Genomic DNA, 17,604 nt, shown 5'->3' on the forward strand with positions numbered 1-17,604 from the left:
TTCCTCACACTATATTGAGTTGTTTAGCGAGTTTGTAATGGTGCCCGTCAATATCGACCAGGCGTTTTTGCATGCTTATTAAATCAATCGGGATCGGTTTATTGCTGCCATTAATAATGACCGCTTTATTCCGCATGCCTGACTGAATACAACGCACCACTTCACTGGCCATAATGGTGCCCTGATAAATTTCTTCGCAGGTGGGATCACCATTGCGCAGTCCGTAACCGAGAATAGTTTTACGGATGCGTACGCCAATAAGCGGCTCAAGCTGTTTGATTAAGGTGTCGATCGCCCCCTGAAAACCGGGCGAATATTCACGGGTGTAGCCTTCTGAACAGAGGATGACCACGCTGTTCTGTTCGGCCAGCCGTCCGGTAATACGCTGCGCCAGTTGTGGCAAAGGAATCTGGCACTCCGGAATCAGGGCGATATCCGCATTGGATTTAATCGCCGATTGCAGCGTTAATTCGCCGCAATAGCCGCCGAGTAACTCCAGCATAAAAACCCGGCCCGGTAAGGCGCGCCCGGTATTACGCAGTTTTGCGACCTCTTTTAATACCTGCTCGCAGGCGGTAGAAAATCCCAGCGTGTAATCACTGCCGAAGACATCATTGTCGATGGTCATACCGACGCCGAAACAATTAACGCCAGACTCCGACAGGATGTGGAGAAACTGCAGCGATCCGTCACCGCCTGCCATGATTAATACGTCAATACGTGCGCTTTTCAGCTGGCGCGCAATTAAATCATATTCGCTGCGCACCAGTTTCTTTTGCGTCCTTCCGGACTGCATCACCGGAATCGGGGCGATGGCAAAGTCGAGCAGATCGCGCTGGCTGATATCACGATGGTTATTTGCCAGAAGGCCGGGAATGCCGCCGTCAAATATCACCATCTCAGCCTGCGCGAGACGCCCTATCTGGAAGACAAAGTTATTTATTCCGGTGACATCCCCGCCACTGATCACCATTCCAATGCGCATTTCCCTCACCCCGCTGGCTTACTCTGCTGAGGGCCATTCTTCCGGTTCACGGGGTTGCTATTTGCAGAGGAGATCACAGTTACGCGCGGTATTTTTCGGGCAGGCGTGTTGACAGCAGTAGCTTAAGGCCTTTATTTGTGAGCTGAGTCACTCTATTCCAACTTATTACTTCACGGACGAATCAATACAAATCATCAGCTTAGGTTGCCGAACAGGTTTTTGATTTGGCCAACAGAATAACGAATGATCGGGCATAAAAATGGCATTGCGAATTTGTGACTTTCACCTCATTTTTCCCGGTTCTGGCCCGGTTCAGGCGATTAAAATAGTTTTTATCGGGAGGGCTGGATTATTCAGTGCACGTAAAAAAGGGAATATTTCAGGAGAGGCAGGAAAGGAAGAAAAATGAATCAGGGGCGCAGCGAGCTGCTGCGCCCCACACACTTATTTCGCGTAAGCTTCGGTAGACAGCGTCAGGGTGACGTCGTCGCTTACCGCCGGGACATATTTGTCCAGCCTGAAGTCAGAACGCTTGATGGTGCCGGTGGCATCAAAACCAATCGCCTGCTTCTTCACCATCGGATGCTCGCCCTGCTTGTTCAGCGTGGCGTGCAGCGTAACAGGCTTAGTGATCCCTTTCAGGGTCAGGTTACCTTCAACGTCAAATTTGTTGTCGCCCTTTGCAACCACTTTGGTGCTGTGGAAGGTCGCAGTTGGGTATTTGGCCGTGTCGAAATACTCAGCGCCTTTGAACTCTTTGGTCAGCGCCGCAACATGGCTGTCGATTTTGCTGACTGGCAGGGTTACGTCAACGCGTGATGCTTCCGGATGATCTTTATCAAACACCAGCGTACCGGTTGCATCCGGAATATCCGCGGTAGGATTTGAGAAGCCAAAATGGTTCCAGGCCACAATGACAGACGTATGCTCAGGATTCAGCTGGTAGTGCATCGTCTCAGCCTGAGATAACGGGGCGTAAAGGGTAGCAGCGGCTAACAGGGGCAGTGCGATACGTTTGAAGTTCTTCACAGTCAATTCCTTATCCGGACAAAAGTGAACTGAGTGTGGTTCAGTTAGCCCGGAATAGACAGTGAAGAGATTTGTCCGTAATTTTCAAATAAATTCAGCAACTTTATATCGGGCGCTATACATTTTCTCCCCCGGTAAACAGCACGCGCCAGCGGCGGCGATCCTGAATCAGTGTGCGGTGCAGCTGTTGCAGATCGGTAAGGGTCAGCGCCTCTATCTGCGCCGCATCCGGTTCTGCCAGACCATTTTCACGGCGTAACTGCGCCAGTGGCTGCGCCACTTCCCGGCTCAGCAGACGCGTTTTCAGTGCCACCAGGTCACACTCTGCCAGCGTCTCGTTAAGGGAACGCAGGAAGTTGCGGCAGTAGCGCAACAGTGACAGCGCGCTGTAATCGGGCGACTGCAGCGCAAACACTACGCCGTCTTCATCGGCACAGCGCATATAGCGGCTGTTAACGACATACCCTATAGGTTGTTCAACCCGATAGCGCTGGAAGAAACGCGGCTCGTAGATCAGCGCCAGCGCACGTAATGCCGCAAGCTGTTCAGGACGGTGCAGTGGAATAAACAGCAACAGCGCGTTGTCCGTACTGGCGTGCAGCAGACGCGTCATGCCCGTTTGTGTGGTCATGCGTTTTGGTGGCGTGTCAGGGTTAACCGGCAGCGACAGCGCGCTCAGCCGCCGGGCAATCAGCGAATGCAGCGCCGCGTTGCCGCCTTTAAGCGCCGCCCGCCAGCAATCCGGCGCAAAGGTCGCTGCCAGCTGATAAGGCAGCTGCTGCTGCAGCGCGCGGATTGCGATGCTTTCGACAGGTGACGGCAGGTTTGCCTCAACCGGCAGCGACAGTGCACAGACAATCTGGCTCAGCGCCTGATCAGTGACCGCCTCATCTGTCGTCAGCTGAAGCGTGAGCTGCCATACGCCCTCTACTTCCTGCCAGCAGCCGTTACCGCCCTGGTGACGCAGCGCAGCAAACAGCGGACGCAACCGCCGCCCCAGCGCTTCGCCCACCTCGGCGGTAAACGTTGAGTAAAACTCGGGTCGCAGAATCAGCACGGGGTTCAGGTTATCTGACTGATAATGCGGTAACGCCACCGACTCTTCGGGCAGCGGATCAGGCGTAATGGCGGCATCAAGCGGATAGAAAGTGAAATTCACCGCGGGCAGCGCGTCAGGTGGTGCTGGCTGCCAGTGGGTCAGTGCCAGACTGTAACCCTGCGTGATGAGGTTTTCTGATGGCGGTTGCCGCGTACAGCAGAGCAGCGTGCCCGGCGCGGCATTAAGCCTCTCCAGCAACAGCAGCAGTGCTGGCAGCGCTTCATCAGGCGCAAAGCCAACGGCGCGCTGACGGAGTTGTTCCATAGGTGACAACGTCACAAATCGTTGCTGGCTAAGTTCATGATAGTGCTGATGCTGTGCCTCACCGATCTGGCTCAGTGCCTGCAGGTAGCTATCAATTAGCGCATTCACGGTTTCTGGCATCTCAGTTTCGACGCCCAGCGCCAGCCAGAGCGCACCGCCCGCCTGATAGATCCACTTCAGCTCCAGCGTCTCCGCCAGCCCCTGCTCACGCAGCGTTGCCAGCAGCGATCCGGGCGCCTCATCCAGTAAAAATTCACGCCACAAAGTGACACCGTCACTGCGTTCAATCAGCCAGGTGCGCCATAATGCTGGCGAGGCGCTACCCGCCAGTTGCCAGCAGGTCTGGCTGTTCAGCTGCGGCGGTGGCAGATCCTGTTGCCACTGACCAGCAGGCAGCGCGCTGGCAAACTGACGTGCCAGCTGCTCCAGCTCATCCAGTGACTGCGGTCCCTGAAGCCAGAGCCGCATATTACTGGCGAAATAGTAACGCTGATGGAACTGACGCAGCGCCCGTTGCAGCGCAGACATCTCGTCGCCAAAGCTCGCCCGGCTGCCGATATGGAAGCGCTGAAATTCCGCAGGTGATTGCGCGGCATGCAGCAGTGCCGCTTCGATGCGGGATGGCTCATGGCGCTGCAACAGCTGATACTCGGCGTCAATCACCGCCACTTCCTGCGCGATGGCCTGATTATCCAGCAGCGGAGAGACGAGCATATCCTGAAGTCGGGCCAGCCCGTCAGCCAGCAACGACGGCGTCACCTCAAAGAAAAACGCGCTGCGCCGGGCCAGCGTGGTGGCGTTGACCTTCCCGCCCTGGGTCTGAATCCAGCTCATCAGCCGGCCCTCATCAGGCCAGCCGCTGCTGCCGGTGAACAGCAGATGCTCCAGCAGATGCGCCAGTCCGGGCCAGCGTTCTGGCTCATCGTGGCTCCCTGCACCCACCTGAATCAGGGCAGCGGCCTGGCTGGCATCTGCCTGATGCACCAGTTCAATCATCAGACCGTTTATCACCAGGCCGCGCGTTTTCATCAGAGGTTCCGTGTTTTGTAGATCAGTTGCGAGTTGCTGCGGTTACGGAACTGCAGCTGACCAATTTTAATGTCGCTGCAATCCGCCTCACGCCGGGCTTCAAGGATTTTGCCGTGATGCGGCGATTTGCTGCAGACCGGATCGGTGTTGTCGGCATTGCCGGTCAGCATGAAAGCCTGACAGCGACAGCCGCCAAAATCTTTCTCTTTCTCATCACAGGAGCGGCACGGCTCCGGCATCCAGTCGAAACCGCGATAACGGTTAAAGCCAAACGAGTTATACCAGATATCGTCCAGGCTTTGCGTCAGTACAGAGGGAAATTCCACCGGCAGCTGGCGCGCACTGTGACACGGCAGCGCCGTGCCCTCTGGCGTCACGCTGAGGAAGATAGCGCCCCAGCCACCCATGCAGGGCTTGGGTCGCTCTTCGTAGTAGTCTGGCGTCACAAACAGCAGGTTGGTCAGATTGCCGGTGGTGCTCATCCGCTCACGGTAGGTTTTCACCACGGCTTCCGCACGGGCGATCTGCTCACGTGTCGGCAGCAGACCTTCACGGTTAAGCTGCGCCCAGCCGTAGAACTGACAGGTCGCCAGTTCAACGTCATCTGCCTCCAGCTCAATACAGAGGTCAATGATTTTATCGATCTGATCGATGTTATGACGATGCAGCACGAAGTTCAGCACCATCGGATAGCCGTGGGCTTTCACCGCTTTCGCCATCTCCAGCTTCTGCTGAAACGCTTTTTTCGATCCCGCCAGCGCCGCATTCAGGGTTTCGTCACTCGCCTGGAAGCTGATCTGGATATGATCCAGACCCGCTTCGCTGAACGCATCCAGCTTCTTCTCGGTCAGGCCAATGCCGGAGGTGATCAGGTTGGTATAGAAGCCAAGGTCGCGCGCCGCCTTGATCAGCTCAGGCAGATCTTTTCGCACCAGCGGCTCGCCGCCGGAAAATCCGAGCTGAACGCTGCCCATCGCGCGCGCCTGACGAAAGACTTCGATCCACTGCTCAGTCGTCAGCTCCTTCTCCTGCTGGGCGAAATCCAACGGGTTAGAGCAGTAGGGACACTGCAGCGGACAGCGATAGGTCAGCTCGGCCAGCAGCCAGAGCGGCGGATTCACACCAGGTTTATGCGGGGTCACGGAACTGTATCCACTTCTGTTCATAGGCTGACTGCAGGAATTCTAAGACGTCCGGACCCACGCCGCCCGCTTCCGGAAAACGGTTATCCAGGGTCGCGATAATCGCGGCGATATTCTGTTTGCCATCCACCAGCTCAAGAATGGCGGCGGCGGTTTCGTTCAGCTTTGCCATGCCTTCAGGATAAAGCACCACGTGCGTATCCTGAGCAGCTTCCCACTGCATACGGTAGCCGCGACGAAACGCGGCAATCGAGTTTTCATTCATCTGTTATACCAGTCGGGTGGTGTGCCACGCCGCCTTGTCTGTGACGGTGTGATAAGGCGGACGTTTCAGCTCGTAAGCCATGGTCATGGCGTCCAGCATGCTCCATAAAATATCGAGCTTAAACTGCAAAATTTCCAGCATCCGGTTCTGCGTTTCAGCGGTAGTGAAGTACTCCAGCGCCAGCGCCAGACCATGCTCCACATCGCGGTTCGCCTGACCCAGGCGGCTGCGGAAGTAGAAATACCCCTCTTCTTTGATCCACGGATAGTGCTGCGGCCAGCTCTCAAGCCGTGACTGGTGGATCTGCGGAGCGAACAGTTCGGTGAGCGAGCTGCAGGCCGCCTCCTGCCAGTTGGCGCGGCGGGCGAAGTTAATGTAAGCATCCACCGCAAAACGCACGCCCGGCAGCACATGCTGCTCTGACAAGAGTTCTTCGCGCGTCAGACCGACCGCCTCGCCCAGCCGCAGCCAGGCCTCGATGCCGCCCTCTTCGCCATTGCTGCCGTCGTGGTCAAGGATGCGCTGAACCCATTTGCGGCGGGTCGCCGGATCGGGACAGTTAGCCATGATCGCCGCATCTTTCAGCGGAATGGTGGTCTGGTAATAGAAGCGGTTTGCCACCCAGCCCTGAATCTGCTCGCGCGTGGCCTGACCGTTATGCATCGCAATGTGATACGGATGATGGATATGGTAGTAAGCGCCTTTGTCGCGCAGGGCCTGTTCAAAAGCCTGTGGTGACAGCGTGTCAGTGATCTGCATGATTTAGCCCTGAAGGTGGATCGCCATCCCGTCCCAGCTCACCTCTATTCCCTGCTCCGTCAGAAACTGACGCTGCGGTGACTGCTCGTTAAGGATCGGATTAGTGTTGTTAATGTGGATCAGAATTTTGCGTCTGGCCGGCAGAGACGCCAGCAACGCCATCAGTCCCTGCTCTTCCGCCAGCGCCAGATGGCCCATCGCCTTGCCGGTGTTGTGACCCACGCCGGTAGCCAGCAGCTCATCATCCTGCCAGACGGTGCCATCAATCAGCAGGCAATCCGCTTTTTGCAGCCACGGCAATATCACCGCATCGGGCTCGCCCAGACCGGGTGCGTAGAGCAGCGTCTGGCCATTCGCCCGGTTTTCAATAAACAGCGCCACGTTGTGGCCGGCAAGCGGCCTGTCGCGGAAGGGCGAGTAAGGCGGTGCATTGCTGATAATGGGAATCGCCGTGAACTGCAGATCTGTGCAGACATCGACGCTGAACGGCGTCAGTGGCGCAATCGGCCGGTGCTGTAAGCCACCATTCCAGTGGGTGAGCATCGGAAAGATCGGGAAGCCGGTGCTGAGGTCAGCATGCACTTCCGGCGTACACCACACCTGATGCGGGCAGCCTTCACGCAGGCTCAGTAGCCCGGTGGTGTGATCGATCTGGCTGTCGGTGAGGATAATCCCCCCAATCGCCGTGCCGCGCAGCACGCCCTGGCGGGTCAGTTCTGGCGTATGCAGGATCTGCTGGCTGATATCGGGTGAAGCGTTGCATAGCACCCAGTCTTCGCCGTTATCGCTCAGGATAATTGACGATTGCGTGCGTGCCTGGGCCTGAATCGTGCCATTACGCACGCCGTGGCAGTTGGCGCAGTTACAGTTCCACTGCGGAAATCCGCCACCCGCGGCGGAACCGAGGATTTTGATAAACATAGAGGAAAACCAGAAGTTGAAAAAAAATGCCCGCTCAGAGGGCGGGCAGAACGATTAACGGTTGGAGATGTACAGAGTGACTTCCAGACCGAGACGCATATCAACGAAAGTTGGTTTTTTCCACATGAGTTACTTCCTCTTGGTTAACAGTAAAAAAGCTGTCTGAAATCAGCGTGACCGGCAATGAATGAGACGGCCGTCACAATTTCCAGGCAGATGTTGCGCCAATGGCGCGTCGGGATCAAGTCCGGAACGTAAGGAAATTGTTATCACAGCCCGGTCAGTTGTAAAACCCGCTGCCAGTTTCCCCATGCCAGTTTCTCAGTCAGTGTCTGATCATAGCCTGCTTCCTGAAAAGCAGCGAGCAATCGCGGCATTCCGCTGACATCGCCCAGCGCTGCTGGCGGGGTAATTCCGTCGAAATCGGAGCCAAACGCCACATGGTCGCTGCCCATTATCTTCAGGAGGTGATCACAATGCTTAACAATTTCTGTTAATGGCGTGTCAGCGTCGCGTTTACCGTCGGCGCGCAAAAACGCATTGCCAAAATTAATGCCGACCAGACCGCCGCTGTCGCGGATCGCCAGCAGCTGGTCATCGGTCAGATTGCGCGGTTGCGGACAGAGTGCGTGCGCGTTGGAGTGGCTGGCGACCAGCGGCGCAGTGGAAAGCCGGGCGGTTTCCTGGAACGTCTTCATGTTCATGTGCGACACGTCGATCATCATCTTCAGTTCACCCGCCTGCTGAATCAACCTTTCGCCGGCAGCGGTCAGGCCCGGTCCGGTGTCGGGCGAGCCGGGAAAACTGCCGCTGACGCCTTCACCAAAGCGACTGCGCAGATTCCAGAATGGCCCGATGCTGCGCACCCCCGCCTGCCAGAAGGCGTGCAGCTGTTCGCCCTCCTCGTCCAGCGCATCAGCACCTTCAATGTGAGCCACCATCGCCAGTACACCGTCGGCGCGACAGGCAATAATATCTTCACTGCTGCGGCAGAGTCGCGCCCGCCCGCCTGACGCATCGGCCAGCTGCTGCAGGATCTCAAGCTGTTGCCACATGATCTCCAGCGGGCGATACGGCTCATCGGCCCGAACCGGAACGGTGCGGGCGATATATTCCTGCGGCGGCACAAAGATCGCAAACAGCCCGCCACCCATTCCGCCCTGCTGAATGCGCGGAAAGTCGAGATGCCCCCGCTCAATACCCTGATAAAACGCCTGCGCGGGCGCATCACGATGATGCAGCCAGAGGTTAAGCAACAGATCGTTGTGACCGTCAAAAATCAGCATAAGCGTCCACCCAGTTAAACAGGCGACCATGCTAACCCCACCAGGCGGATTCATCAAACCAGAGCGCACGGAGGGTGTTGTCACTTTTGCACATCAGGTTGTCAGCGTTGCGCGCGCGGTTTGCAGGGCTTGTCGTCAGACTGGTAAAAAACACAAGGAGAATACTATGCTGACCCAACCTGCTGATAAATATCGTGCCTCTCCGGTCGTGTCTCTGCCCGATCGCCAGTGGCCTTCACGCCAGCTCACCCAGGCCCCGCGCTGGCTCTCCACCGATTTGCGTGACGGCAATCAGGCGCTGGCAGAACCGATGGATCGGGAGCGGAAGATGGCATTCTGGGATCTGCTGCTGCGCTGCGGGTTCCGCGAAATTGAGGTCGCCTTTCCCTCGGCGTCACAAACGGATTTCGATTTTGTGCGCGACCTGATTGAGCAGCAACGCATCCCGGCGGATGTAACGTTACAGGTGCTGACTCAGGCACGCGAGGATCTGATTACCCGCACATTTGTGTCATTACAGGGTGTTCCGCGTGCCATCGTTCATCTCTACAACGCCACCGCGCCGCTGTTCCGCGAGCGGGTATTTAAACAGAGCAAAGCGGAAATCGTAGAGCTGGCCACCGCGGGCGCACGCCAGATCCGCGCGGAATGCGAGGCGCAACCCGGGACTGACTGGACCTTTGAATATTCGCCTGAGACCTTCTGCTTTACCGAGCCGGAGTTTGTGCTGGAGATTTGCGAGGCGGTAGCCGATGTCTGGCAGCCTGACGCGCAGCGGCCGATGATTATTAATCTGCCCGCCACGGTGGAGGTGAACACACCCAATGTCTATGCCGATCAGATTGAATTTTTCTGCCGTCACTTCAGCCGTCGTGACGCCGTCTGTATCAGCGTGCATCCGCACAACGATCGCGGCACCGGGGTAGCCTGTGCCGAACTGGCGCTGCTGGCGGGCGCTGACCGGGTCGAGGGCTGCCTGTTTGGTAACGGTGAGCGTACTGGCAATGTGGACCTGGTGACGCTGGCGCTGAATCTCTATACCCAGGGCATTTCGCCGCAGCTCAATTTCAGCCAGATGCATGAGGTGATTGAGGTGGTGACACGCTGCAACCAGTTGCCGGTTCATCCCCGTCATCCCTATGCGGGTGAACTGGTCTTTACTGCCTTCTCGGGTTCTCATCAGGATGCAATAAAAAAAGGCTTCGCCATCCGCGCCGAACGGCAGGAGAAAGCGTGGCAGATGCCCTACCTGCCGCTGGATCCAGCCGACATTGGCTGCAGCTATGAGGCGGTGATCCGTGTGAACAGCCAGTCGGGAAAAAGCGGTGCGGCCTGGCTGCTGGAGCAGAATCATGGACTACAAATGCCACGTTCGCTGCAGCAGGATTTCAGCCGCTGTGTTCAGCATGAGACAGACCGGCACGGCGGCGAGATGACGCACTACGCGCTGTGGCAGCTCTTCTGCCGTCAGTATGGTGTCACACAGCCCATGGTGGCGTTACAGCGGGCGGACAGCCAGAGCGACAGCGGCGGGCAGACGCAGATCAGCGCCAGCGTAGTGGTTCAGGACCGCTCACTGACACTGACCGGCAGCGGCAATGGCTGGCTTTCAGCGGCGGTGAATGCTCTGCGCAGCGCGTTTGATCTGCATCTGACCATTGAGGACTATCACGAGCACACGCTGGGACGGCGCAGTGACAGCCGCTCGGTGGCCTATATCAGCTGCGTGGATGTCCGTGGTGTGCGGGCCTGGGGAGTGAGTATTGATAACGACACGGCCCGTGCCGCATTGCAGGCGCTGCTCAGCGCGGCAGGCCAGTTTCTAGAGGGGGAAAATAGTCCGTGGGCGCCACGCCCAGCAGACGACGAAACATCGCACTAAACGCACTGGGGCTTTCATAGCCCAGCTCCAGTGCCACCCGCAGCACGGAGTCGCCCTGCGCCAGTCGCGTCAGGGCGATGGCCAGACGGGCGCGCCGCACCCAGTCACTGAACTGCAGGCCAGTTTCGCGCATGAAATGACGGGCCAGGGTGCGGCCCGAAACGTTAAGGTGGGCGCTGGCGCGCAGCAGCGTCCAGTTTTCACCGGGTGTCTGCTTGATCTGCTCGCACAGCGCCTGTAAACGGGGGCTGTTGGGTGTCGGCAGTGCAAAAGGCAGCACATCCATGCCGCGAATCTCATCCAGAATTAACTCCATCACCCGCTCAGCCCGGCTCCCGGCGCTGTAGTGCTCCGGCAGGCTGAGGGCCGTGACGATTAACTCACGCAGCAGCGACGAGATCTGTACCACCTGACAACTGGCGGGCAGATCGGCGCGCGCCAGTGGGTCGATAAACAGGGTACGTGCCGCCACGCTGCCGGTAATCTGCAGCGCATGGCGGGTAAAAGCCGGGAGCCAGACGCCGCGACTCGGCGGCACAACCCAGCTGCCAAACTCTGTCTCGACCCGCACCACGCCGCTTAAAGTATGGATCAGCTGGGCGCAGGCGTGATGATGCCAGGGTTCGCTGGCCCCGTGCAGGTAGTCGTGCGCCAGCGGCACCAGCGGGCGCGTACTGAAGTCAAAATGCTGCTGACTCATTGCGCCTTCAGGTAGCGGTAGATGACCGCCAGATCCTCTTCGCCGTGTCCGGCATCTACCGCCTGCTGCCAGAACTGCGCGATGTTCTGCAGCGCCGGTAATGGCGTTTCTGCCGCATCCAGCGCCAGGCGGGCATCTTTGAGCGCCCAGATCAGATGCATCTGCGGTGTATAGTCGTCGCTGGCGATCATCCCAAGCTTCATTTTCGCATAAGGCGCAGCCAGTGGACCGCCCTCCAGCACCTGCCAGAGATCGTCGGTGGAGAAGCCGAACTGCCCGGCCAGTTGGGTACTCTCCGCCAGGCTCTGCATCATGCCGATCAGCCAGCTGTTGATGACCAGTTTCATGCGGCTGCTCTTGCCCGCCTCACCCAGCCACTTTGTCCCTTTACTGATGGCGGCAAACACCGCTTCTGCCGCCTGCGCCCGGCTCTGATCGCCGCTGGCCAGCACCAGAATCTGTGCGTTCTCTGCGGGCGCTTTTGTGCCGGAGACCGGTGCGTCGATCAGTAAAAGATCGGGCCGTTTTTCTGCGAAAAAGGCGATTAGCGCGTCGGTTTTCTCGATGCCAATGGTACCCATCTGGCACAGCGTCGCGCCCTGCTTAAACGCCTCTTTCGCCTGATGCAGCACCTGCTCGGTGGTGTCGCCATCGGAGAGCATGGCAATCACCACATCCGCCTGGCGCACCGCCTCTTCCGGCGAGTCAGCCAGCTGTAAACCGGCCTCCAGCAGATCCTCACCGCGTGCGCGGGTACGGTTCCAGCCGTGTACGCGAAAGCCTTTTTTCAGCAGGTTGGCGGCAAATGCGTGCCCCATTGCGCCTAATCCCAGAACCGCCACTTCAGGTTGTTGCATGTTGACTCCCCTGGTTTATCTGTCTGTATCCGACCCTGTCGGATGATTTATCACGGAAAAGCTGAATTCCAGCCTGGCGGTAAACCGAAAAAAAATCCAGCCCGAAACGGTGTACCCCATCGCATCAAACCCTTACCATACGCGGCGATTGTTCCACCTGATTCATTTACGCTTCTTTTTTAGGCCTCTGATAATGAAAATAATCTCTCTGCGTCAGGCGACGCTGCTGATGTTGCCTGCCATTTTGCCGCTGCCGCTGCCGCTGCTGGCGGCAGATAATCAAAATACGCTGGTCGTAACGGCCGCGCCGCCGGAAACGGGCCTTAACGAACTCGACACGCCTGCCGCCCTGAGTGTGGTCAGCGGCGACGATATGCGTCAGGCAGCACCGCGCGTTAATCTGTCGGAAAACCTCAGCAGCGTGCCGGGTCTGCAGATCCAGAACAGGCAGAATTACGCACAGGACCTGCAGCTGTCGATGCGTGGCTTCGGCTCCCGTTCAACCTACGGCGTGCGCGGTCTGCGCATCTACGTGGATGGCATCCCGGCCACCATGCCGGATGGGCAGGCACAAACCTCCAATATTGATATCGGCTCAATTGATCATGTCGAAGTGCTGCGCGGCCCCTTTTCTGCGCTGTATGGCAATGCCTCGGGCGGCGTGATCAACGTGACGACCCAGCAGGGACAGCAGCCAACCACGCTTGAAGCCAGCAGCTGGTACGGCAGTTATGGCAGCTGGCGCAACAGCGTCAAAGCCAGTGGTGCGACCGGTGACGGCAGCCACGCCGGGGACGTGAACTACACGGTCTCCGCCTCCCGCTTTACCACTCACGGCTATCGCGATCACAGTGCTGCCCAAAAGAACCTCGGCAATGCCCGGCTGGGCGTGCGAATCGATGATGTCAGTACCCTGACGCTGCTGTTTAACAGCGTTCACATTGATGCACAGGATCCTGGCGGTTTAACCGAAGCGCAATGGCGTGACAATCCGCGTCAGGTGGTGAGTAACGTTTCGCTCTATAACACCCGTAAAACGGTGGATCAGACTCAGGGTGGCCTGCGTTATCAGCGCCAGATGAGTGAAAACGACGACCTCAGCGTGATGCTCTATGCCGGGATGCGCGAAACCACGCAGTTCCAGTCAATTCCTGCCGCTGTTCAGCGCACTCCGTCTCATCCGGGTGGCGTCATCGCCCTGACCCGCCACTATCAGGGCGTCGATACCCGCTGGACCCATCGCGACACGCTGCTGTCGATTCCGGTGGCCGTGACCGGTGGCCTCGACTACGAAACCATGACCGAGCGCCGCAAGGGTTATGAGAATTTCACGGTCAGCAACGGCGTGACGCAGTTGGGTGAACAGGGCAATCTGCGCCGCAATGAACGCAATCTGATGTGGACGCTTGATCCTTATCTGCAGACGGCCTGGCAGCTGACCGATAAGCTGTCGCTGGATGCCGGCGTGCGCTTCAGCACCGTGAACTTTGACTCCAATGACTTCTATATCCGGCCTGGTAACGGTGACGACAGCGGTGAGGCGCGCTATCACAAATGGCTGCCCGCTGCGGCGCTGAAATATGCCTTTGACCCAGGCTGGAATGCCTATGTTTCTGCCGGTCGCGGCTTTGAAACCCCGACCATTAATGAGCTGTCTTACCGTTCAGATGACGCGACGGGCCTGAATCTGGGCCTGAAACCGGCCACCAGCGACACGCTGGAGATCGGCAGCAAAAAACGCATCGGCAATGGCCTGGTCAGCGCGGCGCTGTTCCAGACCGACACCCGTGATGAGATTGTGGCGGATGCCAGCAGCGGCGGACGCACGACCTATAAAAATGCCGGTCAGACCCGTCGTCGCGGTCTGGAGTTAAGCCTGGATCAACAGTTCGCCTGGGACTGGCGGCTGAAGATGGCCTATACGCTGCTGGATGCGCGCTACCGCAGCAACGCCTGTGGCAGCGACAGCTGTGACGGCAATCGCATCCCTGGCATCGCCCGCAACATGGCCTATGCCGGACTCGGCTATCTGCCGGAACAGGGATTTTACGCAGGCAGTGAGGTTCGCTATCTGAGCCAGATCGCCGCTGAAGATCAGAACAACGTCAATACCCCGTCCTACACCGTGGCGGCGGTAAACAGTGGCTATAAGTGGCTGGTTGAGAACTGGACGCTGGATCTGTTTGGCCGGGTCGATAACCTGTTTGACCGGCACTATGTGGGTTCAGTGATTGTGAATGAGAGTAATGGTCGCTACTTCGAGTCAGCACCAGGCCGTAACTACAGTGTCGGTTTAACGCTGGGTTACGCCTTCCGCTAAAAGCATCCGGGCCACCCTGGCGGTGGCCCGGATCTACTCGCTAATCAGCCGCGTGTTTTCAACTGCGCCTTAATATCCTCACAGCTGCCGGTTTCACCCAGACGCGGGAAGATCAATTTTACGCTGTTGTTGTGGGTATCCATGTTCAGATCGGTCATCGCATCCGTTGCTAACGTGACGTTGTAACCCAGCTCATACGCCTGACGCGCGGTCGATTCCACGCCGATGCTGGTCGCAATACCGCAAATCACCACCTGAGTGATGCCGCGCTGTTGCAGCTCATCGTGCAGTGACGTGGCATGAAACGCGCCCCAGGTTTTTTTGGTGACGGTGAGGTCATTCTGCTGCGGGGTCATCGCCGGAACCAGCGTCGCCCAGTCGGCAGGGAATTCGCCGCTGTGACGCCCCTGCTCGTTGCGGCCTGGCGCTCCACCGGCCACGTTAACCAGCACGACCGGCAGATCGTGTGCGCGAAACGCTTCGGCCAGATCGGCACAACGTTCGATCACTGGCTGCGATTCGTGAACCAGCGGCAGCGCCACAATACCATGTTGCAGGTCGATAATAATCAGCGCAGTTTTTGCATCAAGTGTGGTGACAGCCATGTTGAATCCTCGGGGTTAATCGTCAGTAAGTCGTTGCAATAGAGGGAGAATGTCGGTCAGCTGCTGCTGTTCTGCCGGGCTAAGCCGCGCATCCAGCGTCCGGACCAGCCAGTCATCGCGCATCGCGCGACTTGAGCTAATCACCGCGAGGCTTGATTCGGTGGGCCGATAGCGGGTTTTACGACCATCGTGGGGATCCGGCTCGCCGGTCACCAGTTCTGCCGCCACCAGCCCAGCGACGGTTGTGCCCATTGACTGAGTGCGTACGCCCTCGGCAGCCGCCAGTTGCGTTACCGTCATTGCCCCGTCGCGCACCAGATGGCCCAACACCGCCACCTGCGACCAGGTGAGTTCGCCAGGCGGTGCCGACTCGCGTAACCGGCGGCCCAGTTTGCCCACCAGCATCCGCAGCATGGCAGCAGATTCAGTCAGATCGCTCATTACTCGTCTCCATCGATAAGCGAAAGTATAAAGATAGGAAGGTAAACTGTGTAGTTTGCTGCGGTATCAATTTGTAACGTCCGGGCGTTGCAGGTAGTGAATCAGACTGTGGAAGCGCAGCGGTGTGCTGAGCGGGTTCCGGTAGCTGTGCGGCACGTCGGCCCTGAACTGAAAGGCTTCACCGGTAAGCAGACGCCGCCAGACATCACCGACACCCAGCAGCAGTTCACCTTCAATCACCACTACCTGCTCCACGCAGCCTGCTTCATGGGGCGAAGAATGACTCTGCGCGCCCGCGGCCAGCTCCACTGCCAGCAGATCAAATCGGAGGTGTGGATCGTAAGGCAGCAGCGAGCGCACGGACATTTCGGCATTAGGCTGACTGAATCCTGTCGCTGTGCCGGGAGGTAGCGCGCTGCCGTCGATAAAAAAGGAAAAAGGCACGTTAAAACCGGTGGCGATCTTCCATAGCGTCGCCACAGTGGGACTCGATTCACCTCGCTCAATCTGCCCCAGCATCGCTTTACTGACGCCGGTTCGCTCCGCCGTGAGTGTCAGGCTCCAGCCATTGGCCTGGCGCAACTGTCTGAGCGCGCCGCTCAGGTGTTGCTGAAAATCTGCCATTTTCTCTCCTGAATTCCGGTCACGGGTCTATGACACCAGGGTAATAGTGTAACACTTGTGCGTTATAGCGCATCATGCGACCATGTGCGCTATAACGCACAACCTTACTGAGAGTCTGATCATGACGAGAGCGGAATCGTCCCGTTTTACCCTGCCGATGCTGGTCTCGGGTTTTGTTGCTGTGCTGGTGGGCTACAGCAGCAGCGGCGCAATCATCTATCAGATGTTTCAGGCGGCAGGTGCCTCGCCCGCACAGATTGGGGGCTGGCTGTCAGTGCTGGGCCTCGCGCAGGGAATTGTCTCAATCGGGCTGTCATTGCGTTATCGCATGCCGGTGCTGGCCGCCTGGTCCACGCCGGGCGCCGCACTGCTGGCGACCAGTTTCCACGGCATTTCGCTGAATGAGGCGGTTGGCGTCTTTGTTTTCGCCAACCTGCTGATTGTCGTGTCGGGTGTGACGGGTCTGTTTGCCCGGCTGATGAACCACATTCCCGCTTCACTGGCAGCGGCGATGCTGGCGGGTATTCTGCTGCGCTTCGGACTTCAGACCTTTGCCGATTTACAGAGCAATTTTGTGCTGTGCGGCAGCATGTGCCTGGCCTGGCTGCTGGCGCGTCGCTGGCTTACCCGCTATGCCATTCTGGTGACGCTGCTGGTGGGCGTTGTGATTGCGCTGGCGCAGCACGCCATCCACTTTCCGCAGCAGTCGATTATGCTGGCTCTGCCGGAGCCGGTGATGCCGCACTTTACCCTGGCCACGCAGCTGGGGATGGGCGTGCCCTACTTCCTGGTGACAATGGCCTCGCAGAATGCCCCCGGCATCGCCACATTACAGGCGCACGGCTACCGACCGCCGGTCTCGTCACTGATGAGCTGGACAGGATTGACTGGCCTGCTGCTGTCGCCGTTTGGAGGCTTTTCGGTCTGCGTGGCGGCGATTACGGCGGCGATCTGCATGAGCGATGAGGTCGACGAAAATCCTCAGCAGCGCTGGCGGGCGGCGGTGCTGGCCGGCATATTTTATTTGCTGGCGGGCGTGTCCGGTGCGCTCATTGCCGTGCTGTTCAGTGCGCTGCCTGCGGTGCTGATCGAGGCGCTGGCGGGTCTGGCACTCCTGGCAACGCTGGGCGGCAGCCTGCATCGCGCACTCGATGTGCCTGCCGAACGAGACAGCGCGTTAGTGACTTTTTTGATCACGGCGTCGGGTGTTTCGCTGCTGGGTATTGGTCCGGCATTTTGGGGACTGGCAGGCGGTATCATTGCTCACCTGGTGCTGGTGCGCAGAACCGTCTGATGACGTGATACCCGCTGAAATATCGGTTATTTTTCCACCCGCCGATGAAAAAAACACTGGATTTACCTCCTTTTCTGCCGTTTGATTTGTCATTGCCCCGCG

17 protein-coding genes are annotated in these 17,604 nt (G+C 58.2%); 3 read left to right on the plus strand and 14 right to left on the minus strand.

The window, feature by feature from the left end:
* Positions 1-4 precede the first annotated feature (4 nt).
* The 9 genes from LQK91_RS05425 to LQK91_RS05465 all read right to left on the minus strand — a co-directional run bounded on the left by LQK91_RS05425 (position 5) and on the right by LQK91_RS05465 (position 8,779).
* Positions 5-985: a 6-phosphofructokinase gene (locus LQK91_RS05425; protein ID WP_039660274.1), complete on the minus strand. Its 981-nt coding sequence runs from the start codon at positions 983-985 to the stop codon at positions 5-7.
* A 444-nt stretch (positions 986-1,429) separates the two neighbouring features.
* The gene (locus LQK91_RS05430; protein ID WP_105099196.1) at positions 1,430-2,014 is read right to left on the minus strand and encodes a YceI family protein; all 585 of its coding nucleotides are present in this window, start codon (positions 2,012-2,014) and stop codon (positions 1,430-1,432) included.
* A gap of 115 nt (positions 2,015-2,129) precedes the next feature.
* Positions 2,130-4,406 (minus strand): pyrroloquinoline quinone biosynthesis protein PqqF, encoded by a 2,277-nt coding sequence (gene pqqF, locus LQK91_RS05435; protein ID WP_105099197.1) that lies wholly within the window; start codon positions 4,404-4,406, stop codon positions 2,130-2,132.
* Positions 4,406-5,572: a pyrroloquinoline quinone biosynthesis protein PqqE gene (gene pqqE, locus LQK91_RS05440; protein WP_003853499.1), complete on the minus strand. Its 1,167-nt coding sequence runs from the start codon at positions 5,570-5,572 to the stop codon at positions 4,406-4,408. Before pqqE ends, pqqF begins: the two co-directional genes overlap by 1 nt.
* Positions 5,535-5,813, minus strand: a complete 279-nt coding sequence (gene pqqD, locus LQK91_RS05445; RefSeq protein WP_003853497.1) for a pyrroloquinoline quinone biosynthesis peptide chaperone PqqD — start codon at positions 5,811-5,813, stop codon at positions 5,535-5,537. Before pqqD ends, pqqE begins: the two co-directional genes overlap by 38 nt.
* A gap of 3 nt (positions 5,814-5,816) precedes the next feature.
* Positions 5,817-6,572: a pyrroloquinoline-quinone synthase PqqC gene (gene pqqC, locus LQK91_RS05450; protein ID WP_003853494.1), complete on the minus strand. Its 756-nt coding sequence runs from the start codon at positions 6,570-6,572 to the stop codon at positions 5,817-5,819.
* A 3-nt stretch (positions 6,573-6,575) separates the two neighbouring features.
* A complete protein-coding gene (gene pqqB / locus LQK91_RS05455; protein WP_003853493.1) occupies positions 6,576-7,493 on the minus strand; it encodes a pyrroloquinoline quinone biosynthesis protein PqqB in 918 nt (305 codons plus the stop codon).
* 54 nt (positions 7,494-7,547) lie between these two features.
* Positions 7,548-7,619 (minus strand): pyrroloquinoline quinone precursor peptide PqqA, encoded by a 72-nt coding sequence (gene pqqA / locus LQK91_RS05460; RefSeq protein WP_010245082.1) that lies wholly within the window; start codon positions 7,617-7,619, stop codon positions 7,548-7,550.
* 143 nt (positions 7,620-7,762) lie between these two features.
* Positions 7,763-8,779, minus strand: coding sequence for a dipeptidase (locus LQK91_RS05465; RefSeq protein WP_105099285.1), 1,017 nt, complete (start codon positions 8,777-8,779; stop codon positions 7,763-7,765).
* 166 nt (positions 8,780-8,945) lie between these two features.
* Between LQK91_RS05465 and leuA the strand changes: the two genes are divergently transcribed.
* Complete coding sequence (gene leuA / locus LQK91_RS05470; RefSeq protein WP_105099198.1) at positions 8,946-10,661, plus strand: 2-isopropylmalate synthase; 1,716 nt, start codon at positions 8,946-8,948, stop codon at positions 10,659-10,661.
* Here leuA and LQK91_RS05475 read toward each other — a convergent pair.
* Together LQK91_RS05475 and LQK91_RS05480 are read right to left on the minus strand one after the other, a co-directional pair.
* Positions 10,582-11,361, minus strand: a complete 780-nt coding sequence (locus LQK91_RS05475) for an AraC family transcriptional regulator (protein ID WP_008925148.1) — start codon at positions 11,359-11,361, stop codon at positions 10,582-10,584. The genes leuA and LQK91_RS05475 overlap by 80 nt on opposite strands.
* Positions 11,358-12,218, minus strand: a complete 861-nt coding sequence (locus LQK91_RS05480) for an NAD(P)-dependent oxidoreductase (protein WP_105099199.1) — start codon at positions 12,216-12,218, stop codon at positions 11,358-11,360. The genes LQK91_RS05475 and LQK91_RS05480 overlap by 4 nt, the downstream gene beginning before the upstream one ends.
* Before the next feature lie 193 nt (positions 12,219-12,411).
* Between LQK91_RS05480 and pqqU the strand changes: the two genes are divergently transcribed.
* The gene (pqqU, locus tag LQK91_RS05485) at positions 12,412-14,538 is read left to right on the plus strand and encodes a TonB-dependent receptor PqqU (protein ID WP_231001596.1); all 2,127 of its coding nucleotides are present in this window, start codon (positions 12,412-12,414) and stop codon (positions 14,536-14,538) included.
* A gap of 44 nt (positions 14,539-14,582) precedes the next feature.
* Here the strand turns inward: pqqU and LQK91_RS05490 are convergent, their stop codons facing one another.
* The 3 genes from LQK91_RS05490 to LQK91_RS05500 form a co-directional block, all read right to left on the minus strand.
* Positions 14,583-15,143: an isochorismatase family protein gene (locus tag LQK91_RS05490; RefSeq protein ID WP_105099200.1), complete on the minus strand. Its 561-nt coding sequence runs from the start codon at positions 15,141-15,143 to the stop codon at positions 14,583-14,585.
* Positions 15,144-15,158: 15 nt separating this feature from the next.
* Positions 15,159-15,584: a MarR family winged helix-turn-helix transcriptional regulator gene (locus LQK91_RS05495; protein WP_003853479.1), complete on the minus strand. Its 426-nt coding sequence runs from the start codon at positions 15,582-15,584 to the stop codon at positions 15,159-15,161.
* 66 nt (positions 15,585-15,650) lie between these two features.
* Positions 15,651-16,208, minus strand: a complete 558-nt coding sequence (locus tag LQK91_RS05500) for a helix-turn-helix domain-containing protein (protein WP_008926247.1) — start codon at positions 16,206-16,208, stop codon at positions 15,651-15,653.
* Between the two features lie 121 nt (positions 16,209-16,329).
* On the opposite strand from LQK91_RS05500, the gene LQK91_RS05505 reads away from it, so the two are divergent.
* Entirely contained in the window at positions 16,330-17,502 is a 1,173-nt protein-coding gene (locus tag LQK91_RS05505) for a benzoate/H(+) symporter BenE family transporter (protein WP_008926246.1), read from the plus strand.
* The last annotated feature ends 102 nt before the right edge of the window (positions 17,503-17,604 follow it).

The organism is Pantoea sp. MHSD4, assembly GCF_021043305.1.
Taxonomy (GTDB): domain Bacteria; phylum Pseudomonadota; class Gammaproteobacteria; order Enterobacterales; family Enterobacteriaceae; genus Pantoea; species Pantoea eucalypti.